22 protein-coding genes are annotated in these 24017 nt (G+C 41.8%); 6 read left to right on the top strand and 16 right to left on the bottom strand.

All coding sequences use genetic code 11. The features are described from left to right. The 5 genes from MKX40_RS04320 to MKX40_RS04300 all read right to left on the bottom strand — a co-directional run bounded on the left by MKX40_RS04320 (position 1) and on the right by MKX40_RS04300 (position 4336). Positions 1-1155, bottom strand: coding sequence for an ABC transporter permease (locus MKX40_RS04320; protein ID WP_339239650.1), 1155 nt, complete (start codon positions 1153-1155; stop codon positions 1-3). Between the two features lie 4 nt (positions 1156-1159). Next, positions 1160-2077 carry an ABC transporter ATP-binding protein gene (locus MKX40_RS04315; protein ID WP_339239647.1) on the bottom strand — a complete coding sequence of 306 codons (918 nt, stop codon included), beginning with the start codon at positions 2075-2077 and terminating at the stop codon, positions 1160-1162. A gap of 253 nt (positions 2078-2330) precedes the next feature. Beyond that, positions 2331-3491 (bottom strand): ABC transporter permease, encoded by a 1161-nt coding sequence (locus MKX40_RS04310; RefSeq protein WP_339239644.1) that lies wholly within the window; start codon positions 3489-3491, stop codon positions 2331-2333. A gap of 80 nt (positions 3492-3571) precedes the next feature. Then, positions 3572-4003: a MarR family transcriptional regulator gene (locus tag MKX40_RS04305; protein WP_339239642.1), complete on the bottom strand. Its 432-nt coding sequence runs from the start codon at positions 4001-4003 to the stop codon at positions 3572-3574. Between the two features lie 165 nt (positions 4004-4168). Next, on the bottom strand, positions 4169-4336 hold the full coding sequence (locus MKX40_RS04300) for a DUF3934 family protein (protein WP_076333364.1): 168 nt from the start codon (positions 4334-4336) through the stop codon (positions 4169-4171). 311 nt (positions 4337-4647) lie between these two features. On the opposite strand from MKX40_RS04300, the gene MKX40_RS04295 reads away from it, so the two are divergent. The 3 genes from MKX40_RS04295 (at position 4648) to MKX40_RS04285 (ending at position 9043) form a co-directional block, all read left to right on the top strand. Further along, positions 4648-5508: a PRD domain-containing protein gene (locus MKX40_RS04295; RefSeq protein ID WP_339239640.1), complete on the top strand. Its 861-nt coding sequence runs from the start codon at positions 4648-4650 to the stop codon at positions 5506-5508. Positions 5509-5692: 184 nt separating this feature from the next. Next, positions 5693-7591 (top strand): beta-glucoside-specific PTS transporter subunit IIABC, encoded by a 1899-nt coding sequence (locus MKX40_RS04290; RefSeq protein WP_339239638.1) that lies wholly within the window; start codon positions 5693-5695, stop codon positions 7589-7591. A gap of 42 nt (positions 7592-7633) precedes the next feature. Continuing rightward, positions 7634-9043 (top strand): glycoside hydrolase family 1 protein, encoded by a 1410-nt coding sequence (locus tag MKX40_RS04285; RefSeq protein WP_339239636.1) that lies wholly within the window; start codon positions 7634-7636, stop codon positions 9041-9043. Positions 9044-9143: 100 nt separating this feature from the next. Here MKX40_RS04285 and MKX40_RS04280 read toward each other — a convergent pair whose 3' ends face one another. From MKX40_RS04280 to MKX40_RS04270, 3 genes are all read right to left on the bottom strand, one after another. Beyond that, complete coding sequence (locus tag MKX40_RS04280; protein WP_339239635.1) at positions 9144-10364, bottom strand: MFS transporter; 1221 nt, start codon at positions 10362-10364, stop codon at positions 9144-9146. Positions 10365-10396: 32 nt separating this feature from the next. Next, the gene (locus MKX40_RS04275) at positions 10397-10996 is read right to left on the bottom strand and encodes a TetR family transcriptional regulator C-terminal domain-containing protein (RefSeq protein ID WP_339242912.1); all 600 of its coding nucleotides are present in this window, start codon (positions 10994-10996) and stop codon (positions 10397-10399) included. Between the two features lie 139 nt (positions 10997-11135). Further along, complete coding sequence (locus MKX40_RS04270) at positions 11136-11552, bottom strand: VOC family protein (protein ID WP_339242910.1); 417 nt, start codon at positions 11550-11552, stop codon at positions 11136-11138. Between the two features lie 246 nt (positions 11553-11798). On the opposite strand from MKX40_RS04270, the gene MKX40_RS04265 reads away from it, so the two are divergent. Continuing rightward, entirely contained in the window at positions 11799-14732 is a 2934-nt protein-coding gene (locus MKX40_RS04265; RefSeq protein ID WP_339239634.1) for a pentapeptide repeat-containing protein, read from the top strand. 139 nt (positions 14733-14871) lie between these two features. Here MKX40_RS04265 and MKX40_RS04260 read toward each other — a convergent pair whose 3' ends face one another. Next, a complete protein-coding gene (locus MKX40_RS04260) occupies positions 14872-16959 on the bottom strand; it encodes a penicillin-binding transpeptidase domain-containing protein (RefSeq protein ID WP_339239632.1) in 2088 nt (695 codons plus the stop codon). A gap of 177 nt (positions 16960-17136) precedes the next feature. On the opposite strand from MKX40_RS04260, the gene MKX40_RS04255 reads away from it, so the two are divergent. After that, a complete protein-coding gene (locus MKX40_RS04255; protein WP_074093601.1) occupies positions 17137-17541 on the top strand; it encodes a CBS domain-containing protein in 405 nt (134 codons plus the stop codon). Between the two features lie 102 nt (positions 17542-17643). On the opposite strand, the gene MKX40_RS04250 is transcribed toward MKX40_RS04255, so the two are convergent. From MKX40_RS04250 to MKX40_RS04220, 7 genes are all read right to left on the bottom strand, one after another. Further along, positions 17644-18084: a hypothetical protein gene (locus tag MKX40_RS04250; protein WP_339239629.1), complete on the bottom strand. Its 441-nt coding sequence runs from the start codon at positions 18082-18084 to the stop codon at positions 17644-17646. Further along, entirely contained in the window at positions 18081-18530 is a 450-nt protein-coding gene (locus MKX40_RS04245) for a hypothetical protein (RefSeq protein ID WP_339239628.1), read from the bottom strand. Before MKX40_RS04245 ends, MKX40_RS04250 begins: the two co-directional genes overlap by 4 nt. A gap of 25 nt (positions 18531-18555) precedes the next feature. Continuing rightward, positions 18556-19692, bottom strand: a complete 1137-nt coding sequence (locus MKX40_RS04240; protein WP_339239627.1) for an Imm41 family immunity protein — start codon at positions 19690-19692, stop codon at positions 18556-18558. Positions 19693-19822: 130 nt separating this feature from the next. Beyond that, complete coding sequence (locus MKX40_RS04235; protein WP_339239625.1) at positions 19823-20773, bottom strand: hypothetical protein; 951 nt, start codon at positions 20771-20773, stop codon at positions 19823-19825. Between the two features lie 116 nt (positions 20774-20889). Further along, entirely contained in the window at positions 20890-21765 is an 876-nt protein-coding gene (locus tag MKX40_RS04230; RefSeq protein ID WP_339239623.1) for an ABC transporter ATP-binding protein, read from the bottom strand. After that, positions 21746-22594, bottom strand: coding sequence for a hypothetical protein (locus MKX40_RS04225; RefSeq protein WP_339239621.1), 849 nt, complete (start codon positions 22592-22594; stop codon positions 21746-21748). The genes MKX40_RS04230 and MKX40_RS04225 overlap by 20 nt, the downstream gene beginning before the upstream one ends. Further along, positions 22569-23141 (bottom strand): RNA polymerase sigma factor, encoded by a 573-nt coding sequence (locus MKX40_RS04220; RefSeq protein ID WP_339239619.1) that lies wholly within the window; start codon positions 23139-23141, stop codon positions 22569-22571. The genes MKX40_RS04225 and MKX40_RS04220 overlap by 26 nt, the downstream gene beginning before the upstream one ends. Before the next feature lie 238 nt (positions 23142-23379). Here MKX40_RS04220 and MKX40_RS04215 point away from each other — a divergent pair, with 238 nt between their 5' ends. After that, entirely contained in the window at positions 23380-23982 is a 603-nt protein-coding gene (locus MKX40_RS04215) for a hypothetical protein (RefSeq protein WP_339239618.1), read from the top strand. The last annotated feature ends 35 nt before the right edge of the window (positions 23983-24017 follow it).

The raw sequence follows: 24017 nt of genomic DNA, 5'->3' as shown, positions 1-24017 counted from the left end.
TTATCGTGCCTCCTTTCTTGTGAGGGAGTACACTGCAATTAGAACAAAACCCATTGCAGCAATAAGGGCAGTAAATACAGGCATCAAATCAATTACGCCTTGCCCAATATAATCGAACATTGGACGTTGGAACACTTCATTGATGCTTATGGAACTGAGCTCACCCATATCAAGTTTAACGAATCCGCCACCCACAAATGTCATAACCGGAATCAACAATGTCACTACACCATCCACTTGTTTGATTCGGCGTCCAATAACCCCCAAGAGCAAACCTAGAGCGTTAAAGAAAATTGAACCTGCGATAATGATGAAGAATACAAACATCATGTTGTCTCCATAGCTGACGTTGAAGAAGAGTTTTGCACAGAATACAATGACTGCGCCTTGAAGAATAGATATCGTACACCCTGTTAGAAACTGCCCCATAATTAATGCTGTTTTGGAAATTGGACTAACCAGATAACGATCTCCTAATGCTTCACTGTACTCTTCCTGTACAAAGTTCATGGTATTAGCCAAACCATATACAAGAATCAGAACTAACATAGTCACGCCATAATAGCTCATCGCTGAAATATTGGAACCACTCTCCGTGGAAGCCTCTGTTGCAGTTCCCGGAGCAACCAACATGTTACTATACTCATGTGAATATACGATATTCGGATTGCCCGCACTCGCAACTTCCATTGCCAGGTAGCCATCACCATAGGCTGATAGGGCCAGGTCTGTAATATTAACTTTCTCAATATTATTATCCTTACCATACACCGTGATGTTACCGTTCTTATTTTTCTCATACTCACTTGTTAGATCTTTAGGCAGATATATATACTGTTCTACCTCTCCAGACTCCAACATCTTGAGCGCTTGTGTGCTACTAGAGCCTACCTTGACATTAAACATCTCTTTGTTGTCTTCACTACTAAGGAATGAAACAATATTTTTCCCAACATCTCCACTATCTTCATTGACCACAACTGTTGAAATCTGAGATATGATAGTGGACTTTGTTTCCTTATCTCCTGTCTGAAACACACCAGACAATGCATTCCCCAGAATCATAATCAAAAGAAGCGGCAACAGGATGTAATTGACAAATACGACAGGGTTCTGAAGCTTACGCTTCATACTCGTTGCAAATATCGTCCACATAGATCTAATCCCTCAGATTCTTTCTTGTTAATTTGAAAAACACTTGTTCCAGATTAGGGGTAATATATTGAAAGCTTTTCACATCTTCGCCAAAAGAATCTTTGATCTGACTTATTGCATTCACGTCATTTTTAGGGACTCCCAACTCGACATTGTTGCCTTCTGCCAGTAATACAACATAATCCTCAAGCTGCTTGGTGTACGCCGTACTTTTACGTTGTAGCTCCAAACGGATGATAGCCTGGTCTGTATGTTCCTGAATTACATCATTGAGCTTACCTTGGCAGAGCAATTGTCCATCATCGATAATTCCGACATGAGAGCAAATTCGTTCAACTTCCTCCATGTAGTGAGAAATATAGATAACGGTTGTTCCAAGTTGATTCAACTCTATAATGGCATCCAAAATTCGATTACGGGATTGTGGATCAACACCCACTGTTGGCTCATCCAGTATGATGACATCCGGGTTGTGGACAATACCACAAGCAATATTGAGTCTTCTTTTCATGCCACCCGAGAATTTTTTAGGTTTTTGTTTGCGTTCTTCCCACAGTCCAACAAATTCAAGGGCAAAACGAACCTGTTTCTTCAAACGCTCTCCCTTTAATCCGTACAGTTTACCGAAAAACAATACATTCTCATAAGCAGATAGGTCATAAATCAAGGCCAAATCCTGTGGAACATAACCTACTCGTTTGTTTGTGCTTGCATTGAGATGTTCGTTAAACCACTGAATTTTACCATTTTGAGGTTTATCCAGCCCAAGCATAACTCTGGTTAAAGTAGATTTCCCTGCCCCATTGGGACCAAGTAAGCCGTAAATCTGACGATCCCCAACCGATAAGGATAATTGTTTTAGTACTGGTTTCTTTTTGTTATAACTGAATTGAATATTCTCTCCAGTAAATACAGTTTGCATATTCGTTTACCTCCTAGATTTGTTGTGCCTTTTATGTAAACTTAGTGTAGCACTCAATCTCATCACTTAAACTTTCATGTCATAACAGGCACGTATGAAGTAATAACTGTACTTTCTGAAACAGATTTTGGCTTCGTAACCGTTAAAACATGACCTCTGATTATTAGGCTCAATAACAAAAACAACGATCCTGAAGATACGATATATCGTATCTTCAGGATCGTTGCTGCACATCAGATCTTTCTTATTATGTTTAGGCTGTAACCGCTGCGACCGTGGGTTGGACAGACTTATTCTTTTGCATGCCAACTCGCAGCAGCGTAATCACCCACGTTATAACCGCGATCAACAGAAGATGAACCATGTATCCACCTACGGCTTCTCCACTATAGATCAAACGCATAAATCCCTGTACCCCATTGGAAGCGGGCAGAAAGTTTCCAATATAACGGTAGAATGGCGCCAGCATCTCGGCTGGAATGATATTTCCTGCAGTCATCAACTGGAGTGGAACCATCGCCACATTAAATAGAGGGCCTGCATTACCAAACAGGGCAAAACTCATTTGTGTAAAACAGATACAAGCCAGACTCACCAGCACATGATACAGATACAACGCGCCGAAGGAGCTCGCCACATCCGTGAACTGAAGAGCCACTGTATCAACAATTAGGGGAACAATCACAGCTATACACAATAACAGTATTTGCCGTCCCCAGAAGATTTCCCACTTGGAATGGGTTCGCTTCATGATATTCGACGTAATATTGAACTGGATGTTCATGGTCATCGAAGCAATGTAGGTGATAAAACCCAGAATCATAGGCAACATCGATGTAGCAAAATCACTGACACTGTTCGTTTTATTAATTTCAGCCTTCACAGGCCCTTCATTCATCTTCGCCATCGCTTGTCCAATAGCTGAACTCAGTTCATCGCTGTTTATACTATCGTTATTAAGTGTCACTTGAACCTTGGATTCCAGAATCCCTTGACCCATTTGTGCAGTCATTCCGGTCGCCGCATGTTCCACAATGGATTTGGCTACATCGGCATTTCCCTGATTGATATAAAAGGACAAACTCGCGTCTGTACCGCCTGCAATCTGGTCAGTGAATCCTTCCGGAATAACAATAACCATCGCATAGTTACCCGCATTCATCTGTTTCTCGGCTTCCTGTGAAGAATTCAGAACATTGACATGGAAAGGCGCGAGCGTTTCAATCTGCTTCTGCACCTCTGTTCCCTGTGTCCCATCTTCGTTCACCAAAGCAACTTGAAGTTGATCCACTCTCTCCGTGGCTTGATGATAACCCGTCATCCAGATCACAACAAATAACAGTGGAACAATCAATGCAAAAACCAACCCTATTTTTGTCTGTGGCACTTTAAGAAAATCTTTGAAGCTTTTCATTCGTTCACGACTCCCATTAGTTAAAATTAAAATAATTGCACTACATATATATGCACATGCACATATTTGGCCAAAAAAATTTATTTCATCTTTTCATAGATGCGATTCATCACATTCATGAATACTTCAAGCTCTTCAGGGGAACATTCGGCGAGTGCCTCTTGCTCTTGATGTTTTGCCTTTGGTGTCAGAACGTTATTCATTTCCAGTCCTTCCGCCGTCAAACAAAGCAATACCGCTCTGCGGTCCTGTGGATCTTCTTCTCTTGTCACCAGACCTTTACGAATCAACTTGTCTATAATTTTACCCACAGTTGTCTGGTCCCGAACGGTTAATTCAGCCAGTTTTTTCTGTGATATATGACTTCCAGCCTTGCTCAATTCATTCAGAACTGCAAATTGTTCCGGAGTAATATCCTGTTCACTCAGATTTCTGGTTGTTGTTTTTTTATATGCCAGATACGTCCGTGACAGAATCAGTCCAAGTGGATTTTCATCCATATTAACAGGCATACTGATGCTCCTTTCTCCATATAGTAGCACTACCATCTAATTTGCGTAAGCTCTATATTATTACCAAATCTACACTACTGTCAATTTAATTTTCTATATTTCCAAACAAAAAGAGACCCACCCGTTAGTCAGGCAGCTCTCTCCTCTGGCATCGTCAAACCACACTTACTCGGGCTTGCCACTTGAAGTTTCGGTATCGTCCTTCTTCTTCGTACCTTTACTTTTATAAGGCTTCGGTGTACTTTTTGCCCGGTTAGCGGCGGCTTGCCATCGGTTCCAGCCTTTTTTTCCCGTGCCACGGCCGGTGCCGCCTTTACCTTTTGCTTTACTCATGTTATCACTCCAATAATCCTGTATATGCTTAAAAATGACCGTCCTCGGTAACTTATTATGCAACCCAGCCCATCTAATTCACTTCCAGCATCTCTTATTATACCAAAAATCCACGTCTTTACGTCCATTTCCATAAATCATTGTATTGTTATTCTGTTATGAAAGCGGTATAGTGGACATAATTGAAAGAGGAAGCTGTATCTTCTTCGGGATTGTTACTGGTAAGCAGGCGATACCCAAACCAAGGCTGTCTATGGAGCCTTAGTTTGGGTTTTTTGTTATTATTATGACCATTGAGGTGAAACACATATATGATCATTCGTCAGATTTTCAACAACAATGTCATCCGGGCTGAGAACCAGGTTGGTCACGAATTTGTTGTCATTGGCAACGGTCTCGGCTTCAAAAAGAAAAACGGCCAGCCCGTGGATGAGGATAAAATTGAAAAAACCTTTGTGCTGAAATCAGATAAAATACCGCAAAAGCTCATTGATCTGATTGGGGAAACATCGGTTGAATATTTGAAGTTAGCAGACGAAATTGTTGGTCATGCCAAAAAGGAAATGGGCGATATTTTTAGTGATAATATCTATATATCATTGATCGATCATATTCAGTTTGCCATTACCCGGTACCGTAAATCCGTCGGGCTGAAGAATTCCCTTTTGTGGCAAATTAAGAAGTTTTACAAGAAGGAATTTGGGGTTGGTATGAATGCTGTGGAGCTGATCCAGGAACAATTCGGCATCCAAATGGATGAACATGAGGCAAGTTTTATTGCCATGCATTTTGTCAACGCACGCCAAGATGCTCAAGGCATGAAACAGACCGTTGAAATTACCGAAGTTATTGATGATATCTTCAACATTGTGACCAACCATTACCACATCGCCCTGGATGAAAATTCATTTAATTATTCCCGGTTTATTACCCATCTGCAATACTTTGTGCAGCGAATGTTAAGTAATGAACAGGAGCAATTTGCTTCAGGCGATAACTTTCTGTATGAGCAGGTGAAAGACAAATATAGCAAGGCTTTTCAGTGCACCCAGTTGATTAATCATTATCTTGAAGACAAGTTTGAAAGTGCCATGTCCATTGATGAAAAGGTGTATTTGACGATCCATATTCAACGTGTCACTTCCCGTAACGAGTTGCTTGACGCGGAATAAAAAAAGCTTGCAAACGATTACGGCGTCATATATAGTAGGTCTCACAACTTAACGACAAGGATTGTTACTGCTCAAGCAGGCGATACCTAAATGATTGGCAACAGGTCATCTTTCCGATGATCATAGCCATTCGTTTAGGTATTTTTTTGTTTTCAGGCAATCTTAACAACAAAGGAGAATGAACATGGATCATAAAAAAATGGGGGATGACATCGTTCGTCTCGTCGGCGGAGAAGCCAATATCAATGGTCTTGTCCACTGTGCGACCCGGCTGAGATTTGACCTGAAAGATTCGAAAAAGGCAGAACGCGAAACGCTCGAAAAACACGACGGCATTATTACCGTTGTCGAAAGCGGCGGCCAGTTCCAGGTGGTCATCGGTAGTAACGTGGCTCATGTATATGCGGAGATTATGAAAAACCGGGATTTTGGAGGAGATTCCTCCTCATCGGCTGAGTCCACAGGGGAAAAAACCTCGCTGTTATCCAAAGTTTTTGAAATTATATCCGGAAGTTTCTCGCCGTTAATCCCGGCTATGGCAGGATCAGGTATGCTAAAAGCTTTGCTGACTGTCCTTACCATGCTCGGATGGATGTCGGATACAAGTGACACATACTTGATTTTATCCGCTGCCGGCAACGCTGTATTTTATTTCTTGCCCATTTTCCTTGGGATCACACTGGGTATGAAGCTGAAAGCCAATCCTTATGTAGCTGGCGTAATTGGTGCCGCTCTGATGGAACCGAGCTTCACCGGGCTGATGGATAAGGGCTCAGATGTATCGTTCCTGGGTATACCGGTTGTGATGATGAATTATTCAGCCAGCGTATTCCCAATCTTCATATCGATTAGTATCTATGCTGTTCTTGATAAGTTACTCAAAAAAATCATTTTGAAAGACCTGCAATTGTTCCTTGTACCAATGATTGCTCTGATGATTATGGTTCCGCTGCCCGCCATGGCCTTCGGACCATTCGGCACTACAGTAGGTGACTGGATCTCCTCCGGTGTAACTTGGCTCATTGGTGTCAGCGGTATATTATCAGGGATTGTACTCGGTGGATTCATGACCTTCATGGTTGTCTTTGGACTCCACTGGGGCTTCACTCCCATCACGATACAGAATATCGGGGTTGGCGGCGATCCGATTGAAGCCATGGCTGCTGCAGCTGTATTTGCACAAATCGGTGTAGCCTTCGGTATTTTCCTGAAAGCCAAAAAGAATAAAACCCTGCGAACCCTTGCTGGCTCGACCAGCCTTACCGGTTTACTTGCAGGAGTAACTGAACCAATCGTATACGGTCTGATCTTGCGTTATAAACGTGTGATTCCTATCGTAGTTATCGCAGGTGCGATCGGCGGTGCCATTAATGGTCACTTTGGCGTTAAAATGACTGCTTATGTGTTCCACAATATTTTTGCCATTCCTGTCTACACACCAACGGTTGTCTACGTGATTGCGATTGCCTGCTCCTTTGCGGTAGCCGCGGTATTAACGGTGATGTTTGGTTATGAAAGCAAAACGAAAGACACAGCTTCCGAGAAAAATGAATCTGGTTCCAGCACATCAGCTGAAAGTACGCCGGTAGAGCTTCCTGTCATACCTGAGACCAAAACAACGGAGATCAAGAAAGAACAAATTTATAGCCCACTTACAGGTAAAGCCGTAGCACTGAACACCATTAATGACCCAGCCTTCTCGACTGGTGCTATGGGCAAAGGTTTGGCGATTGTGCCTGAGATTGGTGAAGTTGTTGCTCCGGTAGACGGTGTTGTCACTTCCCTCTTCCCGACTGGACATGCCATTGGATTAACAACCAATGCAGGTACGGAGATTCTGATTCATATCGGCATCAACACCGTAGCGCTGAAAGGAAAACACTTCTCTCCTGTCGTTCAGGAAGGGGATATCGTCAGACAGGGCGATCTGTTGATCCAGTTTGACATCGATAAGATCAAGGAAGCCGGATACGAAACCGTAACCCCTGTCATTGTGACCCTAACGAAGCAAGAAGTGGATGTGTTCGAAACGAATCAAGAGCAGGTAGAGAAAAATGATGTCCTGCTGACTCTCGTTGTCTGACACAACTTATCTTATACGAATTCAACTTAGGAGGAACTAACCATGAAACATACTCAACTAAAACCATTTCCTAAAGATTTCTTCTGGGGAGGTTCAACCTCTGCCTATCAGATTGAGGGAGCCTGGAATGAAGATGGTAAAGGCCCTTCTGTCATCGACATGGGAAACCATGTCGAAGGTGTAACCGACTTCAAAGTAACCAGTGATCACTATCATATGTACAAAGAAGATGTAGCATTGCTGGCTGAAATGGGCTTTAAAGCCTATCGTTTCTCGATCGCATGGACACGCATCTATCCGCAAGGAGCAGGTGAAGTGAATCCTAAGGGTCTAGCCTTTTACGATTCTCTCATTAATGAATTAATTAAATATGGTATTGAGCCCATTGTGACCATGTATCACTTCGACCTTCCTTATGCGCTTGAAGAAAAAGGAGGCTGGTCCAACCGTGCCACAATTGATGCATTTGAACAATATGCCAAGACCCTTTATGAGAACTACGGAGATCGGGTTAAATATTGGTTGACCATTAACGAACAAAATATGCTGATCCTGCATCCTGGCTCTCTGGGGACACTGGATACAACACTTGTTGATCCGCAAAAAACACTGTATCAGCAAAATCACCATATGCTGGTTGCTCAAGCTAAAGCCATGGTCCTATGTCATGATATGCTGGCTGAAGCCAAGATTGGCCCAGCTCCCAATATCGGTGTAATTTACCCGGCGAGCTCCAAACCAGAAGATACACTCGCGGCTGATAACTATGCTGCCATTCGTAACTGGCTCTATCTCGATATGGCGGTATACGGACGTTATAATCATATTGCCTGGAGTTATCTCGAAGAGAAAGGATATACTCCCATCATTGAAGACGGAGATATGGACATCCTGGCGCAAGGAAATCCTGACTTTATTGCGTTTAACTACTACACTTCCCAGACGGTTGGTGAAAGTCTGAACGATGGTAATGACTTCTCCCATACAGGAGACCAGCATGAAATCGTAGGTGAACCGGGCGCATATAGAGGATCTGTGAATCCCAATCTGCAAAAAACGGAGTTTGGTTGGGAAATTGATCCGGTCGGCTTCCGCTCTACCCTGCGTCAGATCTACTCTCGCTATCACCTGCCATTGATTGTTACGGAAAATGGTCTGGGTGCATTTGATAAACTGGAGGAAGGCGACGTGGTTAACGATCCGTATCGTATTGAATTTTTCAATAAACATATCGAACAGATTCAACTAGCGATCACGGACGGCGTAGATGTATTTGGCTTCTGCCCTTGGTCTGCGATCGATCTGGTTAGCACACATCAAGGGTCAAGCAAACGTTATGGATTCATCTATGTGGATCGTGAGGAATTCGATATCAAGGAATTGAGACGTATCCGCAAACAAAGTTTCCACTGGTATCAAAAACTGATTGAAACGAATGGAGAAATTCGTTAATACCGTAATCCTTTAATAACATAATAAAAAACAGTCGACCACACGTTAGGTGTGATCGACTGTTTTTTTGTGTTAGTGTACTTCATTTCCAATAATACAATTACATCTCAGTCTTCGGTTGTTTCACCGTTTTGCCTCCTCGAAGTACCCGCAGGGATAACAGGAAACAGATCGCCAGAACAGCTGCTGCTGAAACGTAAGGATAGTTAATATTCACATCGAACAGTGCTCCAGCCACAATCGGACCTGCGATATTCCCCAAGCTGGTATACGCCGAATTCAGTCCAGCCACAAAACCCTGCTGTTCCTGTGCCAGTTTGGACATCTGTGTACTGATGGCCGGACGCAAAATATCCATACCCAGAAACACGATAAACGTTACGACAAGAATGAGCCAATACGTGTGCACGAACAAGGTCAACAATACAAATACGGCTACAAACAACAGACAGACTGAAATGACCATCTTTTCACCAAATCGGTTGAGCAACCAACCAATCAGGGATACTTGCACCACCGCACCCGCGATGGAACCAAATGTAATAATGAATGCAATGTCTTTCGTGGTGAAACCAAACTTGTGATCCACAAACAATGAAAATACGGTCTCATAGTTTGCCAGACCAAATGCCATAACAAACACAATAATCAAGCTGAAGAAGTAGGGTTCACGGTACGAATTCAGTAATTGAGATATCATGCCCGGAGCTTTGACATTCGACTCGCCAGCCACAGGTTTACTTTGCTCTCCTGTGCTTCGGGTAGATTCAGGCAAAATAATTAATGTAATGATGGATGCCAGCAAACCGGCAACCCCTGCGGCGTAAAACGGAATTCGAATGCCAAAGTCAGCAATGTATCCACCAATTCCCGGTCCGATGATAAATCCGGTTGTAATGGCTGCATTGATCAAGCCCATCCCTTTACCCCGTTCTTCCTCCGTAGTAATATCCGCAGTGTAAGCCATAACCGCTGGGAAGATCATCGCTGCTCCAATCCCACCAAGCATACGGGCTGCGAAGAGCAGCACCGGTGCATTAACCGCACCAAACATAAACTCCGATACGGCAAAGATCAGCATACCGCCAACGATAATTTTTTTACGTCCCCACGTATCCGACCAACGACCCGCAAGCGGGGAGAACAGAAACTGTGTAAAGGAAAATGCCGCGACCAGCAATCCAACTGTGAAGCCAGTGATTTGGAGAAGATCCATATACGCAGGCATAATCGGCACAACCAGGCCAATACCCGTAAAAACAAGAAAAATATTAAACATTAACAGCAGCAATGCGCCCCTGTTCCGTGTTAATAATGCCATGATTCCATCCTCCGTAGTTGTCAAAATGTTGCTTAAGCTTTATCTTTTGCAATGCCATGCAAGAATACACTGGCAGCCTGGCGGTATAACGCAAGAGCCTGTTCAGGTTCCATGCCCCGTGACATCTGGCTTAGGCCAATAATGGTACTTTCCAAGATCAGTGCGAGATGATCTACATTGTCTGCTTTGAACTCGCCGCTCTCAATGCCTTGTTCTATCATTTGTTTATTAAATTGAATATGCCGCTCAAACATCAAGGAGATCCGTTCCTCAATATCATTTTCTTTCTTCTCCCCAGTGAAGAACTCATCAGCCGCCTTCGTCAGTGGATGATTCATGTCATCCATGACGAGTTGTTCAGCCAGTCCGTAAATCTTTTCCGTGGACGTGCGATAGAGATGTTCCTTGGCCGCCCAGCTCGCTTCCCACTCCCGATCCCACTCATCGATTAGATAAAGGAACAGACCTTCTTTGCTTTTAAAATGATAATATATATTGCCTTTACTGCTACCCGTCGCAGCTACAATATCCTCAATGGACGTTGCTTTATAGCCTTTCTGTACAAAAAGGGCTTTGGAAGCATCCGCAAGTTTCTTCTTGGTCTGCTCGGTTTGAAGTTGTTTTTTATTCATATTCATTCCATTCACTCCGTTCCATGCATACTGAACATTCGTTCTGTATTTTAACAGATGCATCGAATATAAGCAATCAAAAAGGTATGACTAACAAAAATAGAACCTTCCTAGTATTGCCCTAGTTATTTTCATTATGTCACTCTGAAGGAAAAGCGCTTATATCCATATAGGATACTTCCCACAGATGATCATCCAGATCTTGAAAACTCCATCCATACATGAATCCATGATTCTGTGGTTCGTTGGATGGCTTGCCTCCTGCATTGAGGGCAGCTTGTACTATGACATCTACCTGCTCACGGCTATCTACAGACAGAGCAACGATGACTTCGGTTGTTTCGGCAGCATTGGAGATTTTTTTCGAGATGAAGGATTGGAAACGTTCCTCAACCAGAAGCATGGCATAAATGTTTTCCCCGATGATCATACAAGTAGCGGACTCATCCGTAAAATTAGCTTCAAACTCAAACCCCACCTTGGTAAAAAATTCAACGGATTTCTTCAAATCTTGAACAGGTAAATTGACAAAAATCTGCTTAGCACGAATAGCCACCATGGGTCACCTCGAACTCATAGAATAGATTCCACCTCAAAATAACACCTCGCGAATACGCTATCAATTTTATTATAAATACCTTCGAATACCACAAGATCATTTTCTCGTAGAATAAACTCAAAGTATATCTCATCTTGAAAATATTATTTATTTAAAAATAAAATAATCAGTTTGGCTACATATATTGTAGTTTTTTGTAACCCTCGAATGCTATAATTTTTTTATTTACTTGGAGGTGTTAACATGGAGACTTTGGTTGTCAGAAAGAGCATAAAAAATTTGAACCAATCAATGAAGGCTAATTGGAATGATTTTTTTAAGTCTTTAGGAAAAGCAACAATTGGAGGAGTATTCTTAGATTCTAAAGAGGTTATTAATAACAGTTATGAAGCATTACTTTCACTTGGACTTGAGAAGGAGGTAACACATCTAGCCTGGCTTCTAATTTATAGATCTCTTACTGAAGCTATAAGAAATATAGTTGAAGAAAGTCGTGAATTATTTAATATCACAGAAATAGATATAGAAAGTCTCAGCATGAGAATTGATCTATCTTTAGAGAATGAAATATTTGAGATTGATAGAAACTTCTTTTCTAACCCTAAATCCTTGAAAATATTAAGCACTGTAAAAATACCGTTTGCACAATGGTTAGACGGATTCAATCTCTCAGCAAGTCAAATCACTTCAATAACTGATCGATTACCCGTATTTTTCACCTTTGCTCTCCATGAAGAGTGGAAAGCAAGGCCAGAACAATATAAAAGTATTTCAGAATACTTTGATTCTCCTTTTATGAGAGCTAATGAAAGACAACTTTCTTGGTTGCGCTATACCACTTATTTGCGAAAAGAAACTGAAAAAAGAATGTTTGATGAAGCATTTAGTTTGAGAAAAATCTATGTTCCTCTGCGGGCATACTATAACAAAAAATCTCAGGATAATTCAAAGTTGGGAGATATTGATTTTTCACTTCCTCCTAATAAAAAGGTCGTTATTGATTTAGAGAAAGAATTAGATAACTGGTTACATACAGCTGATAAAAATGATGCTATTCGTGTTATAAGTGGAGGTCCCGGATCAGGGAAGTCTTCTTTTGCAAAAATATACTCGGCAAAATTAGCCGAAAAGCAAAGTATACCTGTGTTATTTATTCCATTGCATCATTTTGAATTGTCCGATGACTTAATTGAGGCAGTAGGACGATTCGTGAAATATGATAAGTACCTCATCCATAACCCCTTAGATCCTCAAAATGGTGAGGAAAGAATAATTGTTTTTTTTGATGGTTTGGATGAACTATCTAGACAAGGAAAGTTAGCAAATGAGATAGCCAGACAATTTGTTGAGGAAGTACAACGTAAAGTAGATCGCTTTAATATGGAAGAAATAAGAATTCAGGTCATCATGACAGGTAGAGAACTAAGTATACAGCAAAGCAAAGATCAGTTTAGGCGGCCTAATCAAATATTTGAAATACTTCCATACTATATTAGCCACGACGACAAGGATGACTATTATGATCCTAATAAGCTTTTAGAAACAGATCAAAGAAAAACTTGGTGGAAACTTTATGGATTGGCAAGTGGCCAAAACTTTACCTCTATACCTGATACCTTAACTGGAGAAAGTCTCGAAGAAATAACTTCTCAGCCCTTACTAAATTATTTAGTGGCATTAAGTTTTATGAGAGATAAGATTGATTTTAATAAAAATAACAATTTAAACGCAATATATAATGACTTACTACAAGCAGTCTATGAACGAGGATGGGCCAATAATAAGCACCCATCAATAAAAGACACTACTTTAGAACAATTCATTCGTATCCTAGAGGTTATAGCTGTCTCGGTTTGGCACGGTTCAGGTCGAACCACCACAATAAGGGATATAGAAAACTACTCTCAAAACAATGGGTTAAAAGATTTGTTAAATAGATTTCAAGAAGGCGCCGCTAATGGAGTCACTAGGCTCCTAACTGCATTCTATTTCAGAGAATCAGGAGCAAATAATATGGGCGATAACACTTTTGAATTCACCCATAAGAGTTTCGGAGAGTATTTAGCTTCTCGGAGAATTATCTTATCATTAAAACATATAAATAAAATGCTTTCTAGAAGAGCAGATGATCCTGATGATGGATGGGATACTAAATCAGCAGTTGTTTACTTTATTAATTTATGTGGGTCAGCTAAGATTGACACTTATTTAATCAACTTTATAAAAGGAGAGCTTGATTTTCTAAGTGTGAAGGAAATACAAAGACTCCAAGTGACATTAGGAGAGTTATTAAATTACTGTATTAAATTTGACGTACCTGTTGACAGACTTGATCCTAGGCCATCCTTTTCATTAGAAAGGATATACTCTAACAACACTTTTGAATCTTTGATTATTTTACTTAGCTTGGCTTCTAGCCATATCGACCAATCACTAAAAATTAATTGGGATTTAGAAAACAGTTTTGGTACTATTTTAAAAATGATAACTGGACAACGTACTGGTGCAACAAACGCAATCGTTATGTCATATTTAAGACATCTAGACATATCTAATCAATGTCTTGACATGGCGGATTTATATAGGGCTGACTTATCCTACATAAACTTTGAGTCAGGAGCAATGCACTACTCTAATTTAGTTCATTCTATGTGTGATGGAGCAAATTTCAAAGGAGCTAAATTAAGTTATTCTCAGTTAGAAAGAACTCATTTTAATGAATGTAATATGACCGGAGTTTATTTATATGAAGCTTACGCTCGACATGCCTATTTTAATTGGGCACAATTGGAGCATGCAACTATTTACAAAACTGACTTCTCAAATTCTAACTTCTATAAAGCGAATTTAAAAAATCTAAATAATAAAAGTCAATTAAGATTTGAAATGATAATATTTTCAAGTACAGAATTAGAATATACGGATTTTTCAAATTCTTCACTACGTGGTTGTAATTTTAAAAATGCATTATTGAACAACACAAATTTTCATAAAGCTAATCTATCACATTCTTGTTTTGATAATGCAGTATTAAATAATGTGATTTTTGAAGGAGCCGACTTGACAAAGGTTGACTTTGAGAAGGTTAAGTTTATGGAAAATTGTAATTTCGAGGGTTCATACTGCGTAATCAAGCATGAAGAATTTATGGAAGATCAATTTTCAAATAGAATGTAGCATCGCTTTTTCTCAGAACACATTAAATTCTCCAAATAAAAATAATTAAGAGTGATTAGTTATCAACTTCTAGTGATAACTGATCACTCTATTAGCATATATAAAAATATTAGAAGACTACTCATACATTACATCGGAGTTACTGCGTAATCTCCAACTTTTCCAAAAAAGGTTTTAATTTATCCACGACATAATGGCTTCCTCCCCTGCCATCCACCTCTTCAATTACAGCGGTTAACAGGTAGGTCGGAGAGTCGGTATCAAACACTACGAAAAATCCATTCTCCTGCCCCTTCTCACCCTTTTTCGCCTTCAATTCGGCTGTTCCCGTCTTGCCTGCGAGCCCTCCAGGAATTGAATTCAAGGTGTGGGCGGTGCCTCCCTGCCGGGAAACCACTTCTTCCAAAGCATTCTTAACTGTATTTGCAGCTTCGGGAGTAATAATTACCTCAGAGTCCGTGCTTTCTTTGCCAGCGATCAGAACAGGCTTCACCAGCTTTCCTTCATTCACAAATGGCGTAAAGGCAGCAGCGAGATGAATTGGCGACATTAACATTTCACCCTGTCCATAGGATGTGTCAGCCAGCAGCACTTCGGAGGAAAGGTCTTTATGAGAATTATTCGCATATTGACTTGGCTTCAGGTACAGCTCATCCAACCCGAAATTGTCATCAAACCCGAACTTTTGAATTCCGTCGATGAACTTTGCACTGCCCATCTCGGTGGCTTCCATCGCAAAATAAATATTATCGGAATACACCAGAGCATCGACCATATTGACAGGGCTCAGGCTTTTCACCCGTTTGACGTAATATCCGCCCCAACTGTCGTCCTTACGCCACTGCAAACCGGAAATCTCGTGGGTTTTGTCCGCTGTCGTTACCTTCTCCATTAGGCCTGCTGCCGCAGTTATTGCTTTGAAGGTTGAGCCTGGAGCATATCGAGTAGTTACTCTATTGATAAAAGGAAGCTTCTCATTTGCCGAATAAGCATCCCACTCTGCCTGTGTAAGTCCTGTAACCATCTTGTTCGGGTTATAGGAAGGCGCACTCACCAACGCCAGCAAGTTGCCGTCCGTCGGATTCATCAGAACCATCGCACCGGCGTCTCCACCACTGGACAATGTCTGATACAATTTCTTCTGTTGTTTGGAGCTAATCGTCAGTTGAACATTCTGTCCATCTACAGCATCCTTGCGAATAAGCTCAGAACGGGAGTTGCCGGATTCATCCGTAATTTCAATCAATCCACCACGTTCACCACGCAGCTGTTTCTCCATGGACTGCTCCAAACCCGCTTTGCCAATCCAATCCTCTGCGCGATAATAGCCTTCTGTATCCTTATCCAGATCTTCCTTAGTGGCTTTACGCACGTAACCAATCAGGTGCGCAGCCGCATCGCCGAGTGGATAATAACGAATTTCCTTGCTTTGCATCGTAACCCCGCTCAAAGATTCTGGCACGTCAAACTCCTCTGTTGAACCAATCGGGACAAAGTACTCCGGCTTCACCCATGTCTGTGCAAGCGCCTTGTGAATGGCATCTTCCGAAACCTGATAATGATTTGCGATTTGGGTAATCATCTGGTCCGGGTTATCACCAAGTTTCCCAGGTACAATGCCCCATTCGTTCATCGTACCCTTGGTAGCCAATGGCAAACCATCACGATCCACAATGTCTCCACGCTCAGGGAACAGTGTCCTCACGCGTACCTTACTGCCCTTAATCATGTCATTCAGGATCAGCGAGGGCTGCCAGTTAATTTTCCAACTTTTGCTTCCATCTTCAAGCTCCAGTCGAACCAGTTTCAATGTATGCGTCTCACTGACTTCCCCCAAAAAAGTTGTCAGCTGCAGGTTATAATCCACCTCATATGTATCCGGGTTTTGTTTCTCTGCATCGGTCTTGCTGCCATCGGCCGCCGTTTCGGCAATATCTACTGGCTTAACCTCTGCCTTGACGGTGGATACTTCCATACCTGAATAGATCGCATTGTATTTTTCAACAAATTGTTCCTTGTTCATGCCGGACTCTTGCAGCGAAGCAGACGTCATCAAGGTATACAGCTGGTCAAACTCCTTTTTTTGCAGATGCTCTACGTACTGATTCACGGTAGTCTGGGGCTTGGCTTCTGCTTCTTTGTTATTCTGCATGTATAGATACATTCCGATTCCACCTGCAAACAAGATGGGTAGCAGTCCGTACATTAATTTACGTTTGGATTTCATGGTTACATCACCTCTAATATACACTATAGATTTCCAGCGCCATTTAAACAATGAAACAAATCTGACGAATTTATCATTAAAAATAGCCGAAAGCTCACATAATATGTTTAAATAAGGATAGTGAGATTACATACTAAAGCTTTTTTGCTATGCAAAAGGCTGAAAAGGAGCCCGATGATGGAAATCAGCTATTTTTTACTCCCCAAAGCCGAAGTGGCCTATATCAAGTCTACCGCTTCCATGAAAGATGCTATTGAGCAATTGGAATCGCACCACTACACCGCCATTCCCGTGATTGACCAGGATGGAAAATATGTTGCTACCCTGTCCGAAGGCGATTTGTTATGGAAAATGCGAAATACACCCGGATTGACTTTTGATACGATGGATCAGGTTCAAGTCCATGAGATTAACAATCGGGTATATAATGAATGTGTATTCATTGAGGCTGAAATGGAGGATATGCTGACACTTGCAGCAGACCAAAATTTTGTGCCCGTGGTGGATGTCGATCGTGTCTTCCTCGGTATTATCCGTCGTAAGGATATTATTGAATACTATACGCGTAACATTTCGGATTAGATGAAGTCGAACATGCCGTAATAATTGAAAGGGTACTCCTGGGTCATGTTTGGCCAAACCGGGGTACCCTTTTCGTTGCATGGTATGGATATGGAATTGGCTCTACTTGCGCCTAGCCCGCTCTTCCTTATAATAACTCAGTACGTCCCTCGAACTTCCCTGAAATGCCCGCTCTCTGCCGAACTCATACGCCTGGTGCAGATACATATACGCCTCGTCATGCTGTTCAAGTCTCATGCAGATCATGCCGAGATCGATCAATGGACTCGTATTTCTATCCGTACTCCGCGTATGTAACGATATCTCAGCCCACGGCTTTGCCAGTTCATATTGCTTCAGATCGATATGTGCATTCGCATGACAGGATGCGATCCAGCTTGCGATCTCCCATTCCATCTTCGGCTCGGGCAACATGCCCCATGCCTGATCATAATGGATAAGTGCTTGTTCATGCTGCTGCGTCTCATCCAGCACATTACCGGCTTCTACCGTTTCTATAATTTGTCGCTCCAGTTCGGCATGTTCCGGTGTCAGATCTTTCATTGCACCGTCTCCTCCTCCAGGACGAAATACCATTCCAGAAAAGCATTGAAATCAGCCCACTGCGGTTTGCTCTCGCCATTTAGAAACCGTTCGATGGACTCCCCCAATTCCACCAGCACCACTTCTCCCGTCCGACGGTTGTAGAAAAATCCACCTTCACCTTCAAAACTGTCCAGTGGAATATACGCCTCGGGAAGTCCCAGTGTAAGCTGTGCTACATTCATGTCTTCCATATATACGGTGTTCTCCATAAACCAGCAGATCTGATACAACTCCTGATGCCTGCTGTAAAAAGTCGGTCCATCCTCTGCATGTAAATAAAATTGGGCAAAATCCGAATGAAGATCAATCTCAAGCTTCCGTAATGCGTCTTCGTATGCTGCCGGAACATCTTCATGCCACCAGCCTTGCTCCTGGCAGTGTTCAATTACTTTATTGGATAACATCGTAGCCCTCCTATTTCAATTTTGCTCACAGTGATTTTACAGGTATCCAGACTTGGGGGGGTGTGCCATGACCTCTATATACTTCAAGTTCCGGAATACCTGCATGCTGATATGAAGTGGAGGGAAACCACTCTGTCATAATATGGTGCCACAATCGTTGTATCGCCTCCGGCTCTAATCCGTCGGCCTCAAATACAACCCAATGGGACGCGGGCAGTTCGATGGACACCAGGCCTTCAGGCACTTCACCTGTGTGAGAAGTGGCAATCCAGTACTCCATTTGATTGTCATGCAGCTCCCTCTGATCTACACAGATGCCCACCAGACCGGGAATAGCTCCATTATTGAACCCGTTTAAACGTTCCTCAATGCCGTCTGCCAAAGCATCCTGCCACATCTTGGGGATCCCTCTTAAATTTTCACCATCCACACAAGAAAATGTTTGTTTGATTCCCACAAAGGTAAGCGGCTGCTGTTCAATTACATGTTCATTCACATTCATTCGATGGACTCCTCTCCAAGAGCGATACGGGGCACTGTTCTCCATGACCCATTCGTGAAAACATTGGTAGGCGCTGCTGGCATCGGGGGCCGTAAAAAGATACGTTCCCTCCACCTCTCGGCGACTCAGCCTGGAATCTGCAAGATCCCGATCCTCTTCTTCGTTCAAAACAATTCGATACGCCCCATCTTCCTCGCGGAAGCCAAGGGCGTGTACATTCGTATGTTGTTTATAGTAGCCCAGCTGCAGAACGGCTGGTTGCTCTTCTGCCATTTCGCCTGTGAAGGCTGGATTGGGGAACTCCTCATCGAAACTGGCTTCAGCGGGTACGATACCTTGATAGAAACCGTTAACTACGTTGCCTAGCAGATTCACAATCTGATGTGCGTAGACATATGGAAACTGTTTAATCTCATACACATCACGATCCAACTGATGCCATTGCAGATACTCCATGATTTTGGAATAGGTGAAACTAACGGCACTGGAAAGTTCTCGATCCAAAGGCTGATTGGCAGTAAGACGAGTCAGTTCCACAATACTGTTCACGTATTGCCAGAATAGTTCCTGATCGAAACGTGCTTCCTCATGCAGCATATACAACAAGGTATTCTCTTCTGCTCGTGCATTTTGCATCAGGATCTGAAGTGCTTGTTCCATATATGATATAACCTCCGATATGTCCTACAGTTACTGTATCAAAAGAGAAGGTAGATTGGAAATAGTGCCCGTATCTCTGCAAATAAAAAAGCCCGCAGTAACTGCGAACCTTATTTCTAATAAAATAGCTTCACTCAAAAAACCTTTCCCTGCTGTGGAATATACGATATGTGGCAAGTATAGTCGAAACAGTAATGAACGCCATCACAACAATATATAAGGTTAAATAAGACATATTCAGTCCAAATAAGGAATAGTTTATTGGTGTTTGATAAAGCCCTGTTACCCGTATCATGGTACTTATCGAAAATTTTTCTACCCACTTTAATGACCCGGAATTTAAATTTAATACGTCAAAGGCCAAGTATGGCAGACCTACTATCACAGTATTCACAATTGTAGCTATAAAGGATGTAGAACTGAGAACGGATACCAGTAAAACAATAGATGCAAAGACCAAGCTGCCTGCTATATGAGTAAACAATTGAACCAAATAATATTGAAAAGCATTAAAAGTATACGGTGAGAACTCATAATCAAAACTGTAAACGTACATGCCCACGCTCTGTATAGAAGTATTCGCCCCAGCCAGATTACCAAACCTTAACCAATATAAAACCAAGTTTATCCCAGTAAATAAAATGACACACATAACAACGTACAATATGGAAGCAATGCATTTTGCCGATACGAGCTTGCTTTTGCCTCTTTTACTACTACGCAGTAATGATGCTGTACCTAATGCATATTCTTCAGTAAATACTGGAGCCAACCCTAGTAGAACCATAATCATCATAAAAACTACACCGTATTGATCAATGTATTCCAATAAGTAGCCCCAAGGTTTATTATAATAAATTTCCGATACATTCACTGTTCGCTCCATGACATTGCCACGATCATCATATCGTGTGCTGTTCTTGATCGTTTCCGGAGAAAAAAACACAATATCGTAAAATGCACCATATTGGTATCTACCCTCGGGACTATCCCAGAGGGAATCATATTGATTATGTGCGACTTTTACCTTCTCTGTTGTAATTGGACCTTCATAAGGTTTGTAGAAACCTGAACCATCCATTATCCCAGGATGCCTCCAAAATGAGTATACGACTAGAAAAACAATCAAAATACACATCGCTATACCAATGCTTTTACGCGTTATAATTTTATAAAACTCGAATTGAGTTAAACGAATCAAGACTTCGTCTCCTCTCCAAAATAGTGCATATATACGTCCTCAAGCCGAGGTGATGCTGGTACGGCTTGGGGAACAGGCTTTTCTTTGGCGAGAATTCGGGCTACGATTCCATCTGACTCATAAGACAAACCACTTACTTTGAAATGAGAGGTAAGATCAGCAAGTTGCTGCGAATTCAATTTCGCTTTCCATACGGTATTTTTCATCCGGCTCATAATCTCTTCCGGAGTATTATGGGCGATGAGCTGCCCTTCATTCATCAGAATCATCTGCTTACATGAAAACTCCAAATCAGAAATGATATGCGTAGATAACATTACAATACGATCTCTTCCCAGCTCACCGATAATGTTACGAAATCGAATGCGCTCTTTGGGGTCCAATCCAGCTGTAGGTTCGTCAAGAATTAAAATTTGTGGATCATTCAGCAAAGCTTGGGCAATTCCCAATCGCTGCTTCATCCCTTCGGAGAATGTGCGGATTTTATGTTGTGCCTGATTTTCAAGGCCCACCTTTACTAACGTTTCCTGTACACGTGCTGAAGCTTGATTAATACCAATCCCTTTCAAAGAGCACATATACATGAGAAATTTATAAGCACTGAATCGGTTATAAAACCCAAATCGTTGCGGCATGTAGCCCAACAAACTTCGATAATGTTCCCCCATGTTTTGGATAGGCCGCCCGTTCAACAAAATTTGTCCAGACGTGGGCTTGGAAATGTCTACAATCATGCGAAGCAATGTTGTCTTCCCTGCTCCATTCGGTCCAAGGAGGCCATAAACACCACCACTGGATAGTTCCAGTGAGACTTCTTTTACCGCCAACTTGTTCCTGTATTTCTTGGATACGTTATCCATGGTCAGTATCAAAGGAGTAACCTCTTTCTGTCTTTAATGTATATTTCCTTGCCATCTCATAGATCTGACTGATCAATAGTAGAACTCCACATAGAGCCATCGCTATAACTACTGCGGGCTGAATTGATTGAAGTAGAGTCTTCAATCCGGGATTACTTAATACAAGCCAAACCAGTGCGAACCATACAATTAAAAATATACTAACGGCTGTCCCGCCTCTGACACGCATCGCGAGCCATAGACTTGTACCTGCTGCGATCATAAGCTGTGTATACGCGAGGCCGATAGCACTCCATGATAAGGAAACACCTGGTTCGCTTGATATAAGCAAATTAAGCAAAAAAACAAACGCCATATTCCCAGTGAGCACTACGATTAGACGGGTAAGCATCAGTTGCTGTGCTGTAATTTTGCAGGTCAATTCAATTTCCATTAATCCTTGATCTCGACCTTTGAAAACTTCTAGCAAACCAAGTACAAATGGGACAGGAACTATAAAGAGTACACTCATGTACGGGTCTGTCGTGCTGTGGGTACCTAGCCAATAGCCGAACAACAATAGCATTGAACAGACTAACCAGTAAGATTTGTGGAAGACAGCAACCTCACTATAAACTAACTGGAACAATTCCTTGACTGAAATCCCAGATGATTTTTGTTTCGATTGAGCATTCATGTGATCTGGCATATATGTATCAAGTATTCTAATTGTCTTGTCAATCTCCATCTCGGATGGAAATTCGACCGGATACTCATCCAGATATGAAGCTATTTGTTGGTACTCTTCTATTTCCAACTCTGCCACGGGATTCGATTTATCTCCGTTTCCTCTGCTTTTCATCCCGTTCACCTCCCACAATAATCTCCTTTAATTTCGTTATCCCTAATCGAATGCGTGACTTTACGGTAGATTCATTGGTTCCCGTAAGTTCAGCAACTTCCCTGATCTTCAATCCATTGTAATAGTTTAGAATGACTGCGTCTCGCTGGTGATCAGGCAAACTTAATACTGCCCGCCTGACTTGTTCGTTCTGATATCGCTTATGAAAAATATTCCAAACGTTCTGTTGTTCACTGGCAGGGAACGCCTCCTCAGTTAATTCACTCTCTCTTTGTTGCTGCTTGAACTCCCGCCCACGATAATAATCTCTACAATGGTTCACTGCAATCTTCAGTAACCAGTGACTGAATTTACCTGTGTTCTGATACTTGTTCAGTGAATTCATCATTTTTATAAATACCTCTTGTGTGAGATCATAAGCAGTATGGTATTCTCCGGTTTTTCGGTAAACATAAGCAAATATCGTCTTATAATGCCGTTTCACCAGTACTTCCATTGCAGCTCGGCTACCTTCATGAATCTCTTGAATAAGCTCTTCATCATTCAACGCTCCCTCACCTCCTCTACCTACAATTAACGATATTTGGATTATAAAAGATCAAAAATAAAGCATATATTTTTCTGAATATAAAAACCCCCCCAAAAAATGCATTAATACACTGACTCTGATCCAAATTTTACGCAGAAGTGCGAACTATTAGCTCCATCCTTCCACTTCCTTATTCTGGTGCAACTTTCTTCTTACTCGTTCGTCTAACTACTGACCAACAACGAAGGAGATGACTATGCGAATAACTTGCAGCCCCGGTTTTCCTGGAAGCATGATTGGAACCATTGATCTTCAGCCATCGAAATATTACAGTCCACCTTCCACGAACAGTAAGATTACAGATTATGTTAATGCCGAACTCGTAACCATTCCCTATGTGGAGGATCCGGCATTCGGATCACACTTTGACGTCATGAAGGTCATGAACGGAACTTATAAAGATGAAATGCATGTCAGTTACGATGTGGAGTTTACGATTGATGTAGATAAACAAGGTTATATTACGCAATTTGAACATACGTTCCAGCTGGAACGTTATCTGGACCTAGTTCGCACACAGTCCTATAAAGTAATCAAGACAAACTGGCGTGCACAAACATTTCATGTGATGACATACAGTTACCTGGAGGAAGTTATTCATCCGAAGAATGTTCTGTTTAAATGTAACCTCGCAGAAGATGTGTTTGTTGTAGCTGAACTTGTCTCCAATCACGCCGATGGAAACGCATCTGAGCACAGTATCAAGGATCTGCATTTCCGTGCATTAATCTCGGCACGTGACGATCTGTACCCATTAGAATATATGTGTGAGCCTGATTTCGATCTGAGTCTCGACTAACCAAATAGATACATATGTAGAAAGAGCATGAGTTG

It is taken from the genome of Paenibacillus sp. FSL R5-0517 (genome assembly GCF_037974355.1).
Classification (GTDB): domain Bacteria; phylum Bacillota; class Bacilli; order Paenibacillales; family Paenibacillaceae; genus Paenibacillus.
The sequence above is the reverse complement of the archived record's forward strand: the minus strand, read 5'-3'. Positions and strand labels throughout refer to the sequence as shown.

Coding starts and splice junctions, on each gene's coding strand:
- MKX40_RS04255 (WP_074093601.1), top strand. CDS start 17,137: ATGGAAATCAGCTATTTTTTACTCCCCAAAGCCGAAGTGGCCTATATC.
- MKX40_RS04305 (WP_339239642.1), bottom strand. CDS start 4,003: ATGCCTGTTAATATGGATGAAAATCCACTTGGACTGATTCTGTCACGG.
- MKX40_RS04240 (WP_339239627.1), bottom strand. CDS start 19,692: ATGGAACAAGCACTTCAGATCCTGATGCAAAATGCACGAGCAGAAGAG.
- MKX40_RS04235 (WP_339239625.1), bottom strand. CDS start 20,773: ATGGATGGTTCAGGTTTCTACAAACCTTATGAAGGTCCAATTACAACA.
- MKX40_RS04225 (WP_339239621.1), bottom strand. CDS start 22,594: ATGAAAAGCAGAGGAAACGGAGATAAATCGAATCCCGTGGCAGAGTTG.
- MKX40_RS04290 (WP_339239638.1), top strand. CDS start 5,693: ATGGATCATAAAAAAATGGGGGATGACATCGTTCGTCTCGTCGGCGGA.
- MKX40_RS04285 (WP_339239636.1), top strand. CDS start 7,634: ATGAAACATACTCAACTAAAACCATTTCCTAAAGATTTCTTCTGGGGA.
- MKX40_RS04245 (WP_339239628.1), bottom strand. CDS start 18,530: ATGTTATCCAATAAAGTAATTGAACACTGCCAGGAGCAAGGCTGGTGG.
- MKX40_RS04310 (WP_339239644.1), bottom strand. CDS start 3,491: ATGAAAAGCTTCAAAGATTTTCTTAAAGTGCCACAGACAAAAATAGGG.
- MKX40_RS04275 (WP_339242912.1), bottom strand. CDS start 10,996: ATGAATAAAAAACAACTTCAAACCGAGCAGACCAAGAAGAAACTTGCG.
- MKX40_RS04250 (WP_339239629.1), bottom strand. CDS start 18,084: ATGAAAGATCTGACACCGGAACATGCCGAACTGGAGCGACAAATTATA.
- MKX40_RS04215 (WP_339239618.1), top strand. CDS start 23,380: ATGCGAATAACTTGCAGCCCCGGTTTTCCTGGAAGCATGATTGGAACC.
- MKX40_RS04280 (WP_339239635.1), bottom strand. CDS start 10,364: ATGGCATTATTAACACGGAACAGGGGCGCATTGCTGCTGTTAATGTTT.
- MKX40_RS04315 (WP_339239647.1), bottom strand. CDS start 2,077: ATGCAAACTGTATTTACTGGAGAGAATATTCAATTCAGTTATAACAAA.
- MKX40_RS04300 (WP_076333364.1), bottom strand. CDS start 4,336: ATGAGTAAAGCAAAAGGTAAAGGCGGCACCGGCCGTGGCACGGGAAAA.
- MKX40_RS04260 (WP_339239632.1), bottom strand. CDS start 16,959: ATGAAATCCAAACGTAAATTAATGTACGGACTGCTACCCATCTTGTTT.
- MKX40_RS04295 (WP_339239640.1), top strand. CDS start 4,648: ATGATCATTCGTCAGATTTTCAACAACAATGTCATCCGGGCTGAGAAC.
- MKX40_RS04265 (WP_339239634.1), top strand. CDS start 11,799: ATGGAGACTTTGGTTGTCAGAAAGAGCATAAAAAATTTGAACCAATCA.
- MKX40_RS04320 (WP_339239650.1), bottom strand. CDS start 1,155: ATGTGGACGATATTTGCAACGAGTATGAAGCGTAAGCTTCAGAACCCT.